This is a genomic window from uncultured Chitinophaga sp., from assembly GCF_937898475.1.
Classification (GTDB): domain Bacteria; phylum Bacteroidota; class Bacteroidia; order Chitinophagales; family Chitinophagaceae; genus Chitinophaga.
This window is the reverse complement of the sequence record NZ_CALEJS010000010.1, coordinates 259304-278144: the sequence shown is the minus strand read 5'-3', so window position 1 is coordinate 278144 and position 18841 is coordinate 259304. Positions and strand designations below refer to the sequence as shown.

Sequence of the window (18841 nt, the reverse complement as noted above, 5' to 3'; positions counted from 1 at the left end):
TTTACTAACGGCTAACAATTAGCCGCCAACTGCTATTTATTAAATTTTCCGTTAATTTGTGGTATAATTATCAGGCCATAACTATACCTATGAAAAGCCGAGTGCCTATAAACCTACTGGCTATACCGCCAATACTGCTTTTATCCGTACTGTTCAGCGCTCCTGTCTGCGGCCAGCAGGCTAATTTCACGTATACCGCTACCCCCTCCAGCCTCTGTACCCCTGCTACCATTGCATTCCAGAACACCAGTACCGGATTCCCGATAGCCTATACCTGGGACCTGGGCAACGGAAGCGTGGCTTATACCGCCAATGCAGAAGCCAGTTATACACAACCGGGTACTTACCGGGTTACCCTGACGGTGCAGTATCCCACCGGTAGCAGTCAGTATTGGAGGGAGATCACCATCAACCCCTCCCCTGCAGTAGATTTTACGGTGGATGCCACCACCAGCTGCAAGCCTTTCAATGCTACCTTTACAGACCTTACAACCGGAGCAGCCGTACGGCAATGGGACTTTGGCGATGGCAGCAGCCTGACCACCAATAACGGCTCCGTACAACATATGTACACCAGGCCGGGTAACTATAGTGTAACACTGACCGTGACCAACGCTTTTGGCTGTACGCAAAGCTTAACAAAATCTTCGCTCATCAACATAGCCGTTCCCGCCATCGAGGTGAGCGGCACCAATATTACCGGTTGCGCGCCTGTCAACGCCTCGCTGACAGCAGCCGTCACCACGCCCAATAGTGACCCGGTGTCTCAGTACAGCTGGAACTTTGGTGATGGCCATACACAAACCACTGCAGCATCCGGCGTAACGCATCTTTATAACGCGCCAGGCGCTTACAACGTAACCGTTACCGTTACCACCCAGCAGGGATGTACGGCCTCCGTTACCGCGGGTCAGTTAGTGCGTGCGGGTACGCCTCCCGCCAATGTAAGCTTTACCGCTACCCCGGGCGCCGCCTGCGCAGGTACTCCCGTAAGGCTGCTGGCTACTGCCACCAATGCGGACAGCTACAGCTGGGATTTTGGGGATGGCACCACACAGGAAGGCCCCTCCAACGATATTACCCACGCCTTTCAAAGCAATGGCAACATCAGCGTACAAATGAGGGCCGGGCGGAATGGCTGCTATACTGCCGCCACACCGGTTAATGTGCAGATCACCGGGCCTGCGGCGCATTTCACTTATACCCGCAGCTGTGGCAACCGTCAGCAGTTCAGCTTTACCAATACATCTGCCACCGCTACAGGGGTAAGTTATGAATGGGACTTTGGCGATGGCAGCCCCCTGGTATATACCCGGGATGCCGTGCATAGCTTCACACAACCAGGTAACTATACCGTACGCCTGACGGTAAGAGAAACCAGTGGCGCCTGCCAGAGCAGCGACTTCCAGACGGTGTCTTACTTTAACCCGGATTTCAGCACCGGTATCAGCGCCATCTGCCGCGGCAGCAATATCGGTTACGGCGTACTGAATGTACCTTCACAACTGGTGCAGCATTACAGCTGGCGCTTTGGCGATGATTCCCGCCAGGATGTCACGGGTACTGATGTGGAGAAAGCCTATCACCAGACGGGCACGTTCACGGATACACTGATCATCTTCTATAAGGATCCCGCTGTTTATTGCAACGATACTGTAGTGAAACAAAATCACATTACCATACTGGCGCCACTGGCGGATTTCAATGTGGGGCATCCCTGCGCGGGACAAGCAGTAAGTTTTACTGACGCCTCTCAGCCCTGGCCCAATATACCGCTTACCAGCTGGCAGTGGTCTATGGGCAACGGCGGAACCGCCGCTGCTCAAACACCCCCGCCCACTACGTATGCAACAGCAGGCGTTTACAATGTAAAACTGGTAGTAACAGATGCACGTAATTGTAAAGATTCCATCAGCACCGCCATTACCGTAAACCCGGTTCCCTACCTGGCAGTGGCTAACCGCAGTTACCGCATCTGTGAAGGTGATGACGTTACCCTGCAAACGCAGACTGACGGCAATTTGCTCTGGACGCCCAATGTCAACCTCAGTTGTCTTACCTGCGCTTCGCCTGCTGCGTCGCCACTGGTGGATACCAAATACTTTGTAACGGCTACCAATGCCGCCGGCTGTGCTGTAAGTGATTCTGTCACAGTAAGGGTGGTACCCCAGGTACAACTGGCCATACAGCCGGATACCGCCATCTGCGCCGGAAGCCCGGTACAGCTGTGGGCCACAGGAGCTGCTAATTACAGCTGGAGCCCGGCCACCCATCTGAGCGCGGTGAACGTTGCCAACCCGGTGAGCACTACGCCACAGGACATTACCTATACTGTTACGGGCACGAATGATGCCAGCTGCCCCGCACAAACAGCGCAGGTGAACATCCGGGTGAAACTACTTCCTACCGTGGATGCAGGTCCGGATCAAACCGTGACCACCGGATCCGTGGTAACCCTGAATGCCACCGGCAGCGCCGATATTGAAAGCGTGTTATGGTCGCCGGCAGAATTTCTGGATTGCGCCACCTGCCCCTATACCCTGGCAACGGTGCGCAGGCCGATGAGCTACAGCGTTACCGCTACCAATACCGACGGCTGTAAGGCGAGCGATATAGTGAATATCAAGCTGGTATGCGACAAGGAAGCCGTGTTTATACCTAATACTTTCAGTCCTAACGGAGACGGGGCAAATGATATATTTTATGTGCGCGGAAAAGGCGTTAGTTTTATCAAATCATTCCGCATCTTTAACCGCTGGGGACAGGAAGTATTCAAACGTGAAAATATAGCGATTGACGACATCAGTTCGGGATGGAACGGCACCTATAAAAACCAGCCGCAGGCGGCAGACGTGTATGTTTATTTCATTGAAGCCTATTGCGACACCAACGAACGTTTCGAACTGAGGGGGAATGTGACATTATTAAGATAATTTAAACCCATACCTTATGAAAAGACTGTTATGCAGCATGCTGCTAATGGTTGTTGCAGGCGCCTGTACCCAACAGGTCCTTGCCCAGGATATACACCTGTCCCAGTTCTATGAAACGCCGATCTTACGGAATCCGGCGCTGATAGGCATTTTTAATGGCGATGTACGTGTGCAGGCGGTATACCGCAACCAGTGGAACAGTGTTACCGTGCCCTACCAGACAGGGGCGGTGAGCGGGGAAATGAAGTTTCCTGTAGGTATGAGCAACAACTTTATAACGGCAGGCCTGCAGCTCACCTACGACAGGGCAGGGACCTCCCGCCTCACATCTGTACAGGTGCTGCCGGCTGTTAATTTTCATAAATCGCTCAGCGCTGATAAAAGCAGCTTCCTTTCTCTTGGGGTAACGGGCGGCCTGGTGCAACGGCAGTTTAACCCTGCCAACCTCACCTTCAACAACCAGTATACCAACGGGCGGTTTGATCCTACCGCCCCCAGCGGGGAAGACCGGCTGGCGCTGCGGGGCTATACTTACCTGGATGCGGGTATCGGTCTTAGCTATAACAGTGTGATCGGCGAGAACGTTAACTACTTCCTGGGCGCTGCCGTATACCATTTCAACAGGCCCAAGGTTTCGTTCTATAAAGACGCGGGTGTGGAGCTGGATATGAAGTTCACCATCAACGCCGGTATTACGGTGCCGCTGTCAGAAAAGGTAAAGGTGATTGGCCAGTATAACGAGCTGCACCAGGGCACCTATTCGGAATTCATAGGCGGCGCACTCATAGGCTACGGTTTGCTGGAGCAGGGCCTGGAATCTGACCGGGGCATCTACGGGGGCATGTTCCTCCGCTGGAACGACGCCATTGTGCCCACCGTTAAGCTGGACATGGGCAGCTGGGAACTGGGCGCCAGCTATGATGCCAACATTTCCAAGCTGCGCACCGCCAGCCAGACCTTTGGCGGCTTTGAGATATCCCTGGTGTTCAAGGATTTTTTGAACAGCCGGAACAGTACACTGGAAATGACCAACTGTCCGAGCTTCTGATCAGCAGTTAGCTGTTAGCTATTTATTGCTGTCAGTATTGCCTGGGTTGCTATTGGGATTTAATAAGCAGATCAGGTATCTTTGGCCTCCGAACAACAGCAGCTGCTGATAGCCGGAAGATGGCTGCCGGCAGCTAATCATCACTCACCACTAACGACTAAATTTATGAGCGCAACAGTAGGCAATCAGGCACCGGCATTCTCATTGTACGATACCGAAAAGAATAAGGTGTCATTAGAAGACTTTAAAGGCCAGAACCTGGTGGTTCTGTTCTTTCCCATGGCTTTCACCAGTGTGTGCACCGCAGAGCTGTGCTCCGTAAGGGATAGCCTGAGCACTTATAACGGATTGAATACGGCCGTGGTAGGCATTTCTGTAGACTCTCCCTTTACACTGGGCAAGTTTAAGGAAGAGCAGGGCCTTAATTTCCCCCTGCTGTCTGACTTCAATAAGGAGGCTTGCCAGGCATTCGGCGCTTATTATGACACATTTGTGTTAGACCTGAAAGGGGTTTCCAAACGCGCGGCTTTTGTGATAGACAAAGAAGGCAAGGTACGTTATGCCGAAGTGCTGGAAAGCGCTAAAGACCTTCCTGATTTCAGTAAGATACAGCAAACTTTGGCTGGATTGCAATAAGCGTTAAAATTTTCAAAAAACAGCCGGCAGACCGCAATAATTGGCCTGCCGTTTGTTATTTTTACAAGGAGTATTGTTGGAAATAAAACGTGAAATATTTGAAAAAATCTTTATCTTTATATTGCTATGTGGAGAACCTCTACCCTACTATTTATCTTCTTACTGAGCCTTTGTAGCCTGAGCACCAGCGCTCAACAAAGTGCAAAGACGCTTCCCGCCACTACTGACAGCGACGGAGGTGTGAAAATCATTAAAGCCTATCCGAACCCAGCCAACAGCAGAATCTTTTTTGAAATTCAACAGCATAATAACGGTAGGGTGTATGATCTTATTGTATACAACTTCCTTGGAAAAAAAGTAGACCAGTTAAAGAACATCAGTGGCAGAACCACCGTTGACCTGGGCGCTTACTACAGTGGAGTATATATCTTCCAGCTGCGCGACCGCGACGGCAACCTGGTGGAATCTGGCAAGTTTAACGTAGTGAAATAATTTCCCGCTGAACGTTTTCAGTAAAGTATCCCTCAATACCGTGTAAGTATATACGCTTTTATCCCGGACCTTTACCTGCTCATCTTTTACCATCCATTTTTTTCGTGGCTTCAGGAAACCTCTACTATCAGGAACTTCAGATAGGTGGTGTTCTCGATGTTCCATAATATCGGGTGATCCTGCGCCTGTGTCTGGAAAGTTACCTGGCGCAGCTTCTTTTTGGCGTCTTTGGCCGCCATATCAATAATTTCCAGGAACAGGGAGGGCGGCACCAGGTTGGTGCACGATGCCGTTACCAGGAAACCGCCCGGTTTCAGCAGCTTCATGCCCCGCAGGTTGATCTCCTTATAACCGGTAATGGCTTTCTGAATATTCTCCCGGCTTTTTGTAAAGGCGGGCGGATCAAGGATCACCACATCAAACTGCCTGTTTTCCCTTGTCCACTGCTTCAGCGCATCAAAAGCATTGACTGCCTGGAACTGGCACACCTGCTCCAGCTTGTTGAGTTCCGCATTGCGGCGGGCGGTATTCACCGCATGTTCGGAAATATCCAGGCCCAGTACGCTTCTGGCCCCGTAGTGCCCTGCATGGCAGGAAAAAGTACCGGTGTAGCAGAAAGCTTCCAGTACATCCGCTCCTTTTACGATATGCTGAATGGCACGGCGGTTATCCTGCTGATCCAGGAAATAGCCCGTTTTCTGGCCGTTTTCAATATCCACATGGAACTGCAGGCCATTTTCCCTTAAAATGATATTGGTATCAAAAGGGGCGCTTAAAAAGCCTTTCTGCTGCTGCAGCCCTTCCAGTTCACGAACGGGTACGTCATTCCGTTCATAAATGCCTTTAGGCGCAAAGATCTTGTTCAGCGCATCCACAATGGCGCCTTTCCAGCGGTCCATGCCCAGGGCCAGGGTCTGGAGTACAAAATAGTCGTTGAATTTATCGATGATAAGGGCAGGCATTTCGTCTGCCTCCCCGAAGATCAGGCGGCAGTTTTCCACATAACCAAGTTTCTGCCTGTACTCCCAGGCTTTCTGCAGGCGACGGTGGAAGAAGGCATCGTTAATGACTTCGTCCTTATCCCTGGTAAGCAGGCGCACCAGTATCTGCGACTGCGGGTTGATATAACCTCTGCCTACAAAGAACCCCTGGTGGGTAAATACATCCACAATATCGCCCGGGTTAACGGGCCCGTCCATCTCGCCCACTTCGTTGCCAAACACCCAGGGATGGCCCTGTAATACGCGGTTCTGTATCTTTTTCTTTAAAAAAACCTTGGTCATAGTTTATATAAAAGCGGGGCAAAGGTAAATTAAATTAGCCTTTGGCTGTTAGCTTTTAGCCACCTGTTGCTAAATGCCAGCGGCTAACGCTCCGGGTGCATGCCAAATTGTCCGCCCATACTACGTTGGCAAAATAATTGTCCGTTGTAAATTTGCAGATTCAAGTCAAATATTAAAACCATTATGACAGATAAAGAAAAAGATTTACAGACAGAGCGTCAGGAAGCCAACGGTCAGAAAGCTCCGGAAGCGAATGCGGGCGAACAAACAGCGGCTGAACAACCAACGGCGGCTGAACAGCCCGTGGAGAATGAAGTAGAGAAAAAGCAGCAGGAGCTGAATGAAATACGTGACAAATACCTCCGTCTGGTTGCAGAATTCGATAACTTTAAAAAGCGCAATGCCAAAGAGCGGATAGAGCTCATGCAAACCGCCAATAAAGAAGTGATTTTGGCCCTGCTGGATGTGGTAGACGACGTGGACCGCGCCACCAAACAGCTGGAAACGGCTACGGATATCAATGTTATCAAAGACGGCGTAATGCTGGTGTTTAACAAACTGAAATCCACCCTGCAATCCAAAGGACTGAAGCCTATGGAAAGTCTGCACAAGGAATTTGATGCCGACCTGCATGAAGCCATTACAGAGATCCCTGCCCCATCAGACGATTTAAAAGGTAAGGTAATAGACGATTTACAGAAAGGATACTACCTGAATGACAAGCTGATCCGTCATGCAAGGGTGGTAGTGGGCAAATAAGATGACGATGTGACATACCTATACCGTACCACAACAAAAACATGCCGGGTAATGTCCGGCTTTAAGTGATAAAGCATGTCTACCAAGCGAGATTATTACGAAATACTGGGCGTTGCCAAATCTGCTTCCCAGGATGAGATAAAAAAAGCCTACCGTAAAGTGGCGATGCAGTTCCATCCTGACAGGAATCCAAATAACAAGGAAGCTGAAGAGAAATTTAAGGAGGCTGCAGAAGCCTATGAAGTGCTGAGTGACCCGGATAAGCGCGCTCAGTATGACCGTTTTGGCCATGCTGCAACAGGCGCAGGCCGCGGTTATGGTGGCGGCAATATGAATATGGAGGATATCTTCTCCAATTTCGGCGACATTTTCGGCGAAGACATCTTCGGCAGCTTCTTTGGCGGTAACCGCGGTGGCGGCGGCCGTCGCGGCCGGGGTACCCGGGGCTCGAACCTGCGGGTAAAGATTCGCCTCACCTATGAGGAGATCGCCAAGGGCGCCAACAAGAAGATCAAAGTGAAGAAGTATGTGCCCTGTCAGCATTGTAACGGACTGGGTGCTAAAGATAAGAACGCCTTCCAGACCTGTAACACCTGTGGAGGCTCCGGCCAGGTAAGAAAGGTGACACAAACCTTCCTGGGGCAAATGCAAACCGTTACTACCTGTCCTACCTGCCAGGGTGAAGGCCAGATCATCACCAGCAAATGCGGCCATTGTAAAGGCGAAGGCCGCGCTTATGGCGAAGAAATGGTGAGCATAGACATCCCCGCGGGTGTAGGTGAAGGCATGCAGCTGAGCATGAGTGGCAAAGGCAACGCCGGCGAAAGAGGCGGCGCCCCCGGCGACCTGCTGATACTGATAGAGGAAGAACCGCATGCAGAACTGCACCGCGATGGTCTGAATGTGGCTTTTGACCTGCACATCTCCTTCCCCGACGCCGTATTTGGCACCCAGGTGGAGGTACCTACCATTGACGGGAAAGCCAAGATCAAGATACCTGCCGGTACCCAAAGCGGCAAGATCTTCCGGCTCAAAGGCAAAGGCTTCCCCTCCGTGAATTCTTACGAAAAAGGCGACCAGCTCATACACGTGAACGTCTGGACGCCGCAGCATGTGACGGCAGATGAGAAAGCCATGCTGGAAAAAATGCAGCAGGCAGAGAACTTCCAGCCCAATCCCGAGAAATCTGAAAAAGGATTTTTCGAGAAAGTAAGGGATATATTCAGTTGAGGATATTGAGTCCATGGTCGATGGTCCATGGTCCATAGCGTGTTCCAGGCATATGGGTAACCAGCCTTAAACGAACGTACTATGGACTGTGGACCATCGGCCATGGACTTTTTACTAACTTGCGGCCCTATGACGGTTCCCACAAAACTTACGATGTTCGAGAACAGGCTGGTGAAGGTTTTTCGCCACCTGCGCAAAACTGCACGCAGGCAGGAGATCACCTGCTACCGTGTGTATGATGATGATATCCCCGAATTCCCTTTCAGCATCGAGATCTACGAACAATGCGTATATGTGGCCGAATACCAGCGCCGCCACGGTATGACGGAAGAAGAACATGAAGAATGGCTGGAAAGCTGTATCACGGTGATATCCCGCGTACTGGAGATCCCTTCAGAAAACATCTTCATCAAACAACGCCAGCGTAAACAAAACCGGCAGGCCCAGTACGAGAAGCTCTCTTTCGAAAAACATGAGATGACGGTGCATGAAGCCGGGCTCAATTTCAAAGTGAACCTCAGCGATTACCTGGATACCGGCCTTTTCCTGGACCACCGCATTACCCGGGGCCTTGTACGGGATGAAGCAAAAGATAAACAGGTGCTCAACCTGTTCTGCTATACCGGGTCGTTCTCAGTATATGCCGCAGCAGGGGGCGCACGCAGCGTTACTTCTGTAGACCTTTCAAAAACATACCTGGCCTGGGCCGAAGACAATATGCGGCTCAATAATTTTGATCTTCGTTCCCATCATTTTGTACATGCCGATGTACTGCAATACCTCGATACCCTCTCTCCCAACACTTTTGACCTGGTGATAGTAGACCCTCCTACCTTTTCCAACAGCAAGCGCATGAAGGACTTCCTGGATATACAAAGGGATCATGTCAGCATGCTGAACAAAGTGTTACACGCTACCAGGCCGGGCGGCGTGATCTATTTCAGCAATAACTACCGCCGTTTTGTGCTGGAGGAAGACCAGATAAAAGCCACCAGCATCAAGGATATTACGGCACAGACGCTGCCTTTTGATTTCCAGCAGAAGATGATCAGGAAGTGTTATAGGATGGTGAAATAAATTTGCGTGATGTTCACTACTTCACGTTATCCGTTTTCCGCAATTCTTTCACCAGTTTCAGGAACTCTTTACGATAGCCGCCTTTATCCGGCCCCAGGGATCTTTTTGCTATCGCGGTTACCATAGCGGCATTGCCCCGGCCTTTGTAATTGGATTTACGCAATAACATGCCCAGCAGCGCTACGGAACCGGCAAAACGGAAATCATCCGAAGCATCTTCAAAAGCAGTTACCTTACCCGGTATCTCATAATCCATTGTAAGCGTGATGCTGTCTGCAGGCTGGCGGTACCATAGCTTTACCTCGCCCAGTACACTGTCTTCTACGGCTGCTGAGCTATCACGCGGAATGATCTCATAGAGCGCTACGGAACAGTGACCCGCGCCGATGATGCCTCCTACTACTTTATCGCCGGAGGTATTGTCTTCTTTCAGCACCTTATTTTCATAACCGATCAGACGGTAGGCCTTTACTACAGAGGGGTTGAACCATACCTGCGCTTTTGTGTCCTGTACAATGGTAAAAAGCGTGCTGCCGAATTCGCGGGCAAAGATTTTATTGGCTTCTTCCAGGTTATCGATGTAGGCAAAATTGCCATTGCCTTTACTGGAAAGCGCTTCCAGCTTGGAGTCTTTATAATCGCCCATGCCGAAGCCAAGACAGGTAAGTAATACACCGCTTTCCTTCTTTTGCATGATCAGCTCTTCCATTTCATGATCGCTGGTCTGCCCTACGTTAAAGTCGCCGTCCGTAGCCAGGATCACGCGGTTATTGCCATTGGGGATGAAGTTCTCTACCGCTATCTGGTAGGCCATTTTAATGGCGGCTTCTCCTGCGGTGGCCCCTCCTGCGCTCAGGTAATCGATCGCGTTCAGGATCTTTTCCTTCTGATCACCTTTGGTAGCCGGCAGTACTATGCCCGGTGTACCCGCATAAGCTACGATAGCTACGCGGTCATTGGCGCGAAGATTATTTACCAGCACGCGGAAGGCAGCCTGCAGCAGGGGCAATTTATTCTGCGTGCCCATAGACCCGGATACATCTATCAGGAATACCAGGTTACTGGCGGGCAGGCTGTCTATATCTACCTGTTTGGCGCGTACGGCTATCTGCAGCAGGTTATGTTCAGGCTCCCATGGACAAACCGCATACTGGCTGTGGATGGCCAGCAGCTGGTTTTTACCGGGCGGAGGATAATTGTAATGAAAGTAATTTACCATCTCCTCGATGCGCACCGCGTCTGCAGGTACACGTTCTTTCAGGCGTACAAAGCGTCGGATATTACTATAGGCGGCGCGGTCTACATCCAATGCAAAGTTGGAGGTAGCGTTTTTCATTGTCTCTACAAACTTGTTTTCGTAAATGGTGCCATAGGTCTCGTCAAAGAAGGTGTTGATCCCCATGCCTGTATTGCCGTAATTGGGATTGGAGCTGTGCGCAAAACGGGCTTTGGCCTTTGCCTTGGCGATGGCGATCTCGCTGGCGGTCTTTTCCTTGTCTTTCGGCACCAGGGCCACCAGCATACGGCTAACGCGGTCTATGGCGATGGTACGGCTTTGATACCCGGGAAGTTCGAACAAAAGATGGGTGCTACCGGAGGGTATGACTATACGAAAAAGGCCATAGGAGTTACTCATTACCTTAACCGTATCATTCACAACGCTCACGGTTACCCCGGGCAAAGGATTATGGGTAATACTGTCTTCTACCGCTCCCGTTACCCATGTTGTTTGTGCGCCCGCTGGTACAGTGGATAATATGCAGAAAAGCAATGCTAGGAGCTTACGCATGACTAAAATTAATAATTAATAATGAATAATTAATAATGCGTGCACCAATACGGTACTACATTCTTATTTATTCATTATTAATTATTTATTCAATGAGCTGATAGATCTCGGGGAGGTTGCGTCCCAGGCCATCGTAATCGAGGCCATAGCCCAGGAGAAACTTATTGGGTACTGAAAAACCCAGGTAATCGATCTTTATGGGATGCTGCAGCGCTTCCGGCTTGGTGAGCAAAGCTGCGATCATCAGCTTTTTGGGCTGCTGATGCTCCAGCTGGGGCAGGAACTGGTAAAGGGTTTTGCCTGTATCAACAATATCCTCCAGGATCACTACGGTACGGCCATAGAGATCTTCATCCAGGCCAATGGAGGTGACCACGTTGCCGGTTGATTTAGTGCCTTTGTAAGATACCAGCTTAATGAAGGAGATCTCTGCCTCGATGGTAAGATACTTGAAAACATCGGCGGCAAACATGAATGAGCCGTTCAGGATGGCAATGAACAGGGGTTTTTCTCCCGCCAGGTCTTTACTGATCTGCTCTGCCATTTCCTTTATGCGAAGCTGTAATTCCTTTGCGCCGATATAAGGCTGGAACTGTTTATCGTGCACGGTTATGATCGACATACGGATAGCTTTTTAAACGTTGCTGATTATTTTCCTACCAGGAGGCGCTGACCAATCTTTATATCAGTGCCTGGCAGGTTATTCCATTGCAGCAGCTGCTCAATGGTGATATTATAGCGTTTGGCAATGCCATAGGCCGTTTCTTTTGGCTGTACATCGTGGTACTGCAGGATGCCACGCACAGGCGCCGGCTGTTGTGCAGCGGGCTTCACCGGTGCGGGCGCCGGGCTGGGTGCGGGCACGGAAGGCCCCTGGGCAGTGCTGCCAGCGGTTTTATTGCCTTCTCCAAGCTTTTTCAGGTCTTCTATCATACCCGCAGGTATGCCACTGTTACTGGATGCGGGAGCGGGAGGCGGCGGTGCAGGAGCTGCCCCCACTCCTTCTTCCGGTACATCCTTTATACCCTGGCCTTCCTTGCTGAGTGAGTAATTCTCTGCTTCTTCATCTTCCTTGGCTTTGGATCCTTTTGCCAGGCGGGGGGTGTTGCTGGCGTAACCGTCGAGGGCCAGCTTTTCACCTGCAGCGGGCTCCTCTCCTTCGCGTAGTTTATTACGCCTGCGCAGCCATTTCATCTGGATACCTTCTGCCTGGGCAACAGCATGCATAGTTTCCCCGGCCGCCACTACGTGGTAGTCATCTTTTCCTTTCTTTGCTTTCTTCTGCAGGAAGATGAGCATATTGGTGGTAAGCGGTGCATCGCTGGACAGATCGTTATACTTCAGCAGCCTGCTGAGGCGGATATGCTGCTCACTGGCCACCTGGATCAGCGACGTGCCGGCGGGCAGATATAGCACCTTACGGCCGTTGATCTCAAACAGGCCCCTGGGATACTGCTTTGCCGCGGCCTGTTTCGCAGGCGTTTGGGCAGCCGCCCCCGGCTTACTGGCAGCGGGACGCTCCTGTACTGCCGTACGGCTATTGCTGTTCTCAGCCGGCGTGCTTTTTGCCAGTCCTAATCCCTCCTGCGTGTACTGGTCCAGTTTATAGTCTTCAATTATTTTAATCAGCTGCTGCGGGTACGTTTTGCTGGTAGCATAACCTGCCTGTTTCAGGCCATAGGCCCAGGATTTATAATCTTCCAGGGCAAACTGGAACAGGAAAGCATAGCGGGGATTGTTCTTCAGAAAAGCAGAATGATCGCGGTAGGAATCTGCGGCGCTGCTGTATTTACGGAAACATTCCTGGCGGGCGTCATCATCATATTTAACAGTTTCTCCCACCCAGTTGTTCTTACACTTGATCCCGAAATGATTATTGGAATTGAGCACCAGCCATCCGTTTCCGCTCTGGGTTTCCAGGATACCCTGGGCCAGCTTGATAGAGGCCGGTATGCCCGAACGGCGCATCTCATCAATAGCAATATCCTTGTACCGGGCAATATATTGCTGGGTGGTGAGGGTTTGTGCTTTCAGCAAAGGCATGCAGCCAATAAGAAAACTAACCACTAAATAAAATTTTCTTAGTTGCATGATGAAAATTTAATGGGAAAGTAAATAGTATGCTGTTGAGTTAGTTGTTTTTTCTGATCACCAATAATCCGTCACGGATGGTGAGCAGCAATTGTGTGGCCCTGTTGTCTGCCTTCACTTTTTCACAGAACCGCACCATGGCTTTGGCATTGCTGCTTTGCTGCTGTTCTTCCTGCAGCACTTCGCCATGATACAGCACATTGTCTGCCAGTATAAAACCGCCCGGGCGCAGCTTATCCCACACCAGGTCGTAATAGCTGTCATAGCCTTGTTTGTCTGCATCGATGAACACCAGGTCAAAAGTTTCCTGTAGCTGAGGAATGATATCGGCGGCCTTGCCTATACGGAGTTGTATCTTTTGTTCAAGCCCGGCTTCCTTAAAATAACGTTTACACATTTCTTCGCGCTCTTCATTGATGTCAATGGTGTATAAAAGGCCGTCGGCTGTTAATCCCTGTGCCAGGCATATTGCAGAATACCCGGTGTAAGTGCCTATTTCCAGTATGCGGCGCGGCTGCAGCATCTGGCTGACCATTGTAAGGTACTGCCCCTGCAGGTGGCCGCTCAGCATGTGTGGCTGCTCCACCTTCAGGTATGTTTCACGGTTCAGGCGGTTCAGTACACTGCCTTCAGGGCTGCTGTACTTTTCCGCGTAGGCATCTACCGCTACAGGAATAACGTCCATATGCAACGAAAAATTTCTGCAAACCTACGGAAAAAAGCTAAAAAGGCTGAACGCAGAACACCTGAAGCAACATGCAATCTGCATGCTGCTTCAGGTGTTCTGCGTTCAGTAACTTATCAGAAGTTGGGTCTTAACTTGTTGGTGGTGTAGAATACGCGGAAGTATTCAACTACTTCATCTGCGGTATCGAACAGTTTGAGCAGACCAAGATCTTCCGGACTGATATTGCTTTCCTTTTCCATCATCACCGTGCGGATCCAGTCCAGCAGCCCGCTCCAGTACTCTTTACCTACGAGCACCATCGGGGTTTCCGTCATCTTCTTGGTTTGGATAAGGGTGGCTACTTCGAAGAATTCATCCATCGTACCAAAGCCGCCGGGCATCATCACAAAGCCCTGGGCATATTTGGTGAACATTACCTTGCGCACAAAAAAGTAGTCAAAGTGCAGGTTCTTGTCGTGATCCACAAAGGCATTGGGATACTGTTCATGCGGAAGGGTGATATTAACGCCCACTGACTTTCCCTTCCCCATCTGTGCGCCTTTATTGGCAGCCTCCATTACACCGGGGCCACCGCCGGATATAATACCAAACCCGTCCTCTGCCAGGCGGCGCGCTATTTCCACGGTAAGGTCGTAATATTTATTACCAGGCCTCGTCCGGGCAGAACCGAATACTGATATACAGGGGCCCATTTTGGCCAATGTTTCAAAGCCTTCTACAAATTCAGCCATGATCTTGAAGATCTGCCAGCTGGAGTGGGCTTTGGTTTCTGTCCAATCTCTCTCTTTCAGGTTTTTTAAAGTACCATTCATCTTTCATTATATTGATCTGTACAGCAATTTAGGTATTTAAGCGGTCTTATAAAAAAAGAGCAGGTAACTTGATAGAAACCTGCTGTACATTTAACACGTTATGAACGTGCAGTCGCTTATGTTCAATAAGCGCTGCATTATCTTTATCTAAAGTCAGCTGTTTATTTTTGCTATAGACGGAAGTCGTAAAACCGGTATATTATGCACATGCCTTCACGTACAGAAAGCTCTTTTTGGTGCGCTTAGAAAGAATTATAACGGGTTAGAAAGCGATGAAACACTGATCTGCCTGATGCATAATAACGTGGTTTTGACAAAAATTAATAATAATGTTCCTTATATCCTAATTTTTTATTAAAAAGTTTTGTTTTCCGTTTTTCAGGAGCCTGGTGCTGCCGTTCCATATAAAACTACCGCTGAGCCCATCGGGCAATGTGATCTCTGCAGACACACCGTCGCTGCCGATACGTTTAAGCTTGACCGTTATATCCCCTTTGGGATGAGGCATGGCGCCTGAAACCTCCTGTAAGGCCCCCATGGCGGGTTGTATCTTCACTGTTTCAAAGCCGGGCTTGTCAGGCATAATGCCACAGATGGTTGCCAGGAAATCATAGTTGGGACTGGCGCTCCATGCATGGCAGTCAGACCGCGTGGGCTCAGGATTCTCTGCAAAGGTGGTTAGTCCTATCTGCAGCATATCCCGCCAGGGCTTTAGCTGACCATAGTATAAAGATGCCATGCCTGCCTTTTTAAGGGCCTGGTTCAGGTAAAACCGGTAATAGAAAGTAGCCTGGCTGAGTGTGCTGTCTGCAAGCACCTGTTGTAAAACGCTCTTCTCTTTCTCCGCAGGTATGGCGCCTGCCAACACGGCAATAATACCGGCATGCTGGCTGAATGTTTTACGTTCAGGTGTATTGGCCATTTCATTGCGGCCCTGATCAAAACAGCTTGCATAAACAGCCTGGTTAATATCGGCCGCCAGCTGCTTATAGTGCTCCGCTTCGTGCGGATGACCATAGTATGCAAACAAGGCCGCGGCCTGCTGCAAGGTGTAGGTATACTGCAGGGAGATCACAGATGAGTTGCCATCCGTAGCGCCATCGGGCGTACCATTGGGGAAGGCCCTGTTCCAGTCAACAAAGTTCCACCAGCTCATTGGTCCCAGCATATGTTTGCTGCTGTCGATATGTTTTTCGTACCAGTCCAGCACACCGCGAACAGCCGTGAGGTATTGCAGTATAAAAGCATCGTCCTTACGGTGCATCCAGTAATCGTATACCATAGATACCCAGTAGAGGGAAAACGGCGGGATCACCTGCAGGCGGTTACTGGGATAGCGGCCTTGTGTAAGGCCTTCCGGTACACGGGAACAATAAAAATCGTGGATCGCCTTTCGCATGAGGCGGTCGTCTCCTGTTACATACAGTGATATGAGCGATTGAATGCGGGTATCTCCTTCATATTGCAGCTGCTCATAGTACGGGCAGTCAAAATAAGTTTCGCCGGCGCATAACCGCGCTGTACGCCATCCCACATCCCATATCGCTTTCAGGGTGGTATCGTTGCTGGAGAAACTGGCTTTCTGCACAAAAGGATAGCCGGTATACATGCCCTGCAGGTCTTCCAATACCAGGGGCTCATTACCGGTGGTAATATCCAGCTGCAGGTAGCGATAGGTGCGGAACCACAATGGGCGGAACAGGCGTTTATTGCCGCCATCCGGCTCAAATATATCGAAGTTACCCCTGATCTCACGGCCTGCTATTTCGTTGCGGTTACCCTTTCCCTGCGCATTGAACAGGGCTTCTGCATAGGTCATTTTAATACTGCTGCCTGCGCCTTTGCTGACGGTTAGTTCGGGATAAGCTACGGTGTTAAAGGTCTGATCCAGCAGGATGCTCACCTGTTTATTGGCAGGTATTGTCAGCGGCCTGGCACCCCGCAGGAAATCATCTTCCGCTGTAACACCGTCTGCCCTTCTCACTTTCAGCAGGCGCTGCGGGGTTTCTTCCATCAGCGGGATGCTGCGGGGCGTGAGGCACCAAAGGTTATCAGAGCCCTGGCCTACGGGTACCGGGGTACTGACACGGACTGCGTCCGGCCACTTTTCATCGTTATAATCCGGCTGCTCCCATCCCCAGGGATAGTTTGCTGCCTTTACCCGGTCGCCGGGTCCGATCACCATGTAACTGTGCAGCCGCGGCCCGTTGTCTATGGAGCAGGGCTGATAAGCTTTATTGATGTATACCTTCCAGCTCTTGTCTGTATTCACTGCTTTTTCATCGCCGGTGTCTCCCTGTACCACCAGGGCTGTCTGGTTGGACACCTGGGCCACCGGTGCGTATACGCCCATGTTCCAGACAAGAGCTGCCAAAACATTACGCCCGGGCCGCAGGTATGGCGCCAGGTCTACTGTTTCAAAATTCCAGTTATAGAGATCTCCGCGGGCAGGGCCGCTGCATACCGGCTTGCCATTTACCCAGAGACGGTAGCGGTTATCTGCGGAGATATGAATAATGTAGTGTTCCGGCTGGTTTACCAGCTCTATTGTTTTACGGAAATGATAAACGCCATAATCGCGTTGTGCGGCCTGCGGAGCAGCTATCCAGGAAGATTTCCAGGGACTTTTCAGTATTGCCGGGTTCACCGGCAGTTCCTGTGCAGACAGCCTGCAGGAGAATAGAATGAACAGACAGAGTACATGCAAGATAGATCGCTGCATACGTGGAATTTGTTCAGTAAGATAAGTAATAATGCAGGGAAATTGTCCCAGGGTGTCCTAGTGGTTTGCGGCTATTTCTTCCGCCAGTCCGAAGGATAAAGTCATTCCTGCGCCGCCAAGACCATTGATGATGGTGACATCTTTTTCGGGATGGAGTAGCAGGTGGGCGTGGCCATTGGTAAGTTTGGGGTAGATACCATGCCAGCGTTCCTGGATGGTAAAGTCCGGGGCCTGGAGAAAACGGTGCATGTATTGCAGGATGAGCTCATTAACGAATTCCCTGTCAAAGGGGACAAAATCGGATCCGTATTCATGAGAGTCGCCGATGGTCAGTTCACCGGCCCCGTTCTGCGATACGAGTACATGTACGCCCCATTGCAGGTGTTGGGGCATTTCATGTGCAATACGCTGCCGCAGCGCAGCTAAACTGCTGCAGGTATTAAAAGCCGCATAGTGCAGGAGTGTTAGCCCTGCGCAGAGCGCGGGACCCAGTTGCCATTTGCCCGGCTGGGGCACTGTACGCATCATCTGCAGCTTGCATTTGGTAAGGCTGGCGGTTGCAAATGCCTGGGGGTATAGTGTTTCGAAATCAGCGCCGCTGCAGAGGAATACCTTACCTGCTTTCCAGAATCCTTCACTGGTTTCGACGAAAGGCATGGAGATACCGTTAACCGGCGTATTGAAACACATGGTTACCTGCAGCTGCTCTTCGAGCCAGGCAGCAATACGTGCGCAGGCTTCCCGCGGGTTCACCGTCATTTCGGTTGGACTGTACATAGCGCCCAGCAGTCCGGCAGTTTTTACGGCGTTGCTGCGGGCGCTCACCTGATGTGGTGTTAATAATTCGCAACTGTACCCATTGCCTGGCGTTTTTTGCACAAACTCCTCCAGCACGGCCAGCTCATCTTTCTCATACGCCAGGTGCAGAGAGCCGGTTTCATTGCATTCCAGGCCAGTGGCATCCGCCAGTTCTTTCCAGATACGGCGGCTGGCCATCGCACGGGCGTAGTGTTCCCCCGCCTGCTGACCAACAGGCCATACCAGCCCGAAGTTACGGATGGAAGCGCCCAGGGCGCGGCTGTTGCGTTCAAATATCACCCCCGCTTTCCCTGCCTGGCAAATTGATAAGCTATCGCGAGACCTGCTATTCCGGCGCCAATGACGGCGACATCTGCTTGTTTCATTCGTACAAGTTAGCACGTTTGAAGGTTTGAGGGCTTGAAAGTTAAGTTTGAAGATGTCTAAATGTTTGTGACACCTTCAAACCTTCAAACTTTCAAA

16 protein-coding genes are annotated in these 18841 nt (G+C 50.6%); 7 read left to right on the top strand and 9 right to left on the bottom strand.

Annotated features, from left to right (window positions below; genetic code table 11):
- Positions 1–89: 89 nt before the first annotated feature.
- The 4 genes from Q0577_RS01530 (at position 90) to Q0577_RS01515 (ending at position 5109) form a co-directional block, all read left to right on the top strand.
- A complete protein-coding gene (locus tag Q0577_RS01530; RefSeq protein ID WP_298732095.1) occupies positions 90–2933 on the top strand; it encodes a PKD domain-containing protein in 2844 nt (947 codons plus the stop codon).
- A 16-nt stretch (positions 2934–2949) separates the two neighbouring features.
- Positions 2950–3981 (top strand): PorP/SprF family type IX secretion system membrane protein, encoded by a 1032-nt coding sequence (locus tag Q0577_RS01525; protein ID WP_298732093.1) that lies wholly within the window; start codon positions 2950–2952, stop codon positions 3979–3981.
- Between the two features lie 165 nt (positions 3982–4146).
- Complete coding sequence (locus Q0577_RS01520) at positions 4147–4617, top strand: redoxin domain-containing protein (protein WP_298732091.1); 471 nt, start codon at positions 4147–4149, stop codon at positions 4615–4617.
- Between the two features lie 126 nt (positions 4618–4743).
- On the top strand, positions 4744–5109 hold the full coding sequence (locus Q0577_RS01515; RefSeq protein ID WP_298732089.1) for a T9SS type A sorting domain-containing protein: 366 nt from the start codon (positions 4744–4746) through the stop codon (positions 5107–5109).
- A 110-nt stretch (positions 5110–5219) separates the two neighbouring features.
- Here Q0577_RS01515 and Q0577_RS01510 read toward each other — a convergent pair whose 3' ends face one another.
- Positions 5220–6392 (bottom strand): class I SAM-dependent rRNA methyltransferase, encoded by a 1173-nt coding sequence (locus Q0577_RS01510; protein WP_298732087.1) that lies wholly within the window; start codon positions 6390–6392, stop codon positions 5220–5222.
- Between the two features lie 183 nt (positions 6393–6575).
- Here Q0577_RS01510 and Q0577_RS01505 point away from each other — a divergent pair, with 183 nt between their 5' ends.
- The 3 genes from Q0577_RS01505 (at position 6576) to Q0577_RS01495 (ending at position 9458) form a co-directional block, all read left to right on the top strand.
- Entirely contained in the window at positions 6576–7151 is a 576-nt protein-coding gene (locus tag Q0577_RS01505; protein WP_298732085.1) for a nucleotide exchange factor GrpE, read from the top strand.
- A 75-nt stretch (positions 7152–7226) separates the two neighbouring features.
- Positions 7227–8381: a molecular chaperone DnaJ gene (gene dnaJ, locus Q0577_RS01500; RefSeq protein WP_298732083.1), complete on the top strand. Its 1155-nt coding sequence runs from the start codon at positions 7227–7229 to the stop codon at positions 8379–8381.
- A gap of 129 nt (positions 8382–8510) precedes the next feature.
- Entirely contained in the window at positions 8511–9458 is a 948-nt protein-coding gene (locus Q0577_RS01495) for a class I SAM-dependent methyltransferase (RefSeq protein WP_298732081.1), read from the top strand.
- Between the two features lie 16 nt (positions 9459–9474).
- Here the strand turns inward: Q0577_RS01495 and Q0577_RS01490 are convergent, their stop codons facing one another.
- From Q0577_RS01490 to Q0577_RS27185, 8 genes are all read right to left on the bottom strand, one after another.
- Positions 9475–11247: a von Willebrand factor type A domain-containing protein gene (locus tag Q0577_RS01490; RefSeq protein ID WP_298732079.1), complete on the bottom strand. Its 1773-nt coding sequence runs from the start codon at positions 11245–11247 to the stop codon at positions 9475–9477.
- Positions 11248–11332: 85 nt separating this feature from the next.
- Positions 11333–11869 carry a hypoxanthine phosphoribosyltransferase gene (gene hpt, locus Q0577_RS01485; RefSeq protein WP_298732077.1) on the bottom strand — a complete coding sequence of 179 codons (537 nt, stop codon included), beginning with the start codon at positions 11867–11869 and terminating at the stop codon, positions 11333–11335.
- A 26-nt stretch (positions 11870–11895) separates the two neighbouring features.
- Positions 11896–13338 carry a glucosaminidase domain-containing protein gene (locus Q0577_RS01480; protein ID WP_298732075.1) on the bottom strand — a complete coding sequence of 481 codons (1443 nt, stop codon included), beginning with the start codon at positions 13336–13338 and terminating at the stop codon, positions 11896–11898.
- 40 nt (positions 13339–13378) lie between these two features.
- Positions 13379–14023 carry an O-methyltransferase gene (locus Q0577_RS01475; protein WP_298732073.1) on the bottom strand — a complete coding sequence of 215 codons (645 nt, stop codon included), beginning with the start codon at positions 14021–14023 and terminating at the stop codon, positions 13379–13381.
- A 116-nt stretch (positions 14024–14139) separates the two neighbouring features.
- Positions 14140–14838 carry a TIGR00730 family Rossman fold protein gene (locus Q0577_RS01470; protein ID WP_298732071.1) on the bottom strand — a complete coding sequence of 233 codons (699 nt, stop codon included), beginning with the start codon at positions 14836–14838 and terminating at the stop codon, positions 14140–14142.
- A 343-nt stretch (positions 14839–15181) separates the two neighbouring features.
- Positions 15182–17560: an alpha-L-rhamnosidase C-terminal domain-containing protein gene (locus tag Q0577_RS01465; RefSeq protein ID WP_298732070.1), complete on the bottom strand. Its 2379-nt coding sequence runs from the start codon at positions 17558–17560 to the stop codon at positions 15182–15184.
- A gap of 57 nt (positions 17561–17617) precedes the next feature.
- Positions 17618–18682 (bottom strand): TIGR03364 family FAD-dependent oxidoreductase, encoded by a 1065-nt coding sequence (locus Q0577_RS01460; RefSeq protein WP_366883699.1) that lies wholly within the window; start codon positions 18680–18682, stop codon positions 17618–17620.
- A complete protein-coding gene (locus tag Q0577_RS27185) occupies positions 18655–18744 on the bottom strand; it encodes an FAD-dependent oxidoreductase (RefSeq protein ID WP_366883697.1) in 90 nt (29 codons plus the stop codon). The genes Q0577_RS01460 and Q0577_RS27185 overlap by 28 nt, the downstream gene beginning before the upstream one ends.
- Between the last annotated feature and the right edge of the window lie 97 nt (positions 18745–18841).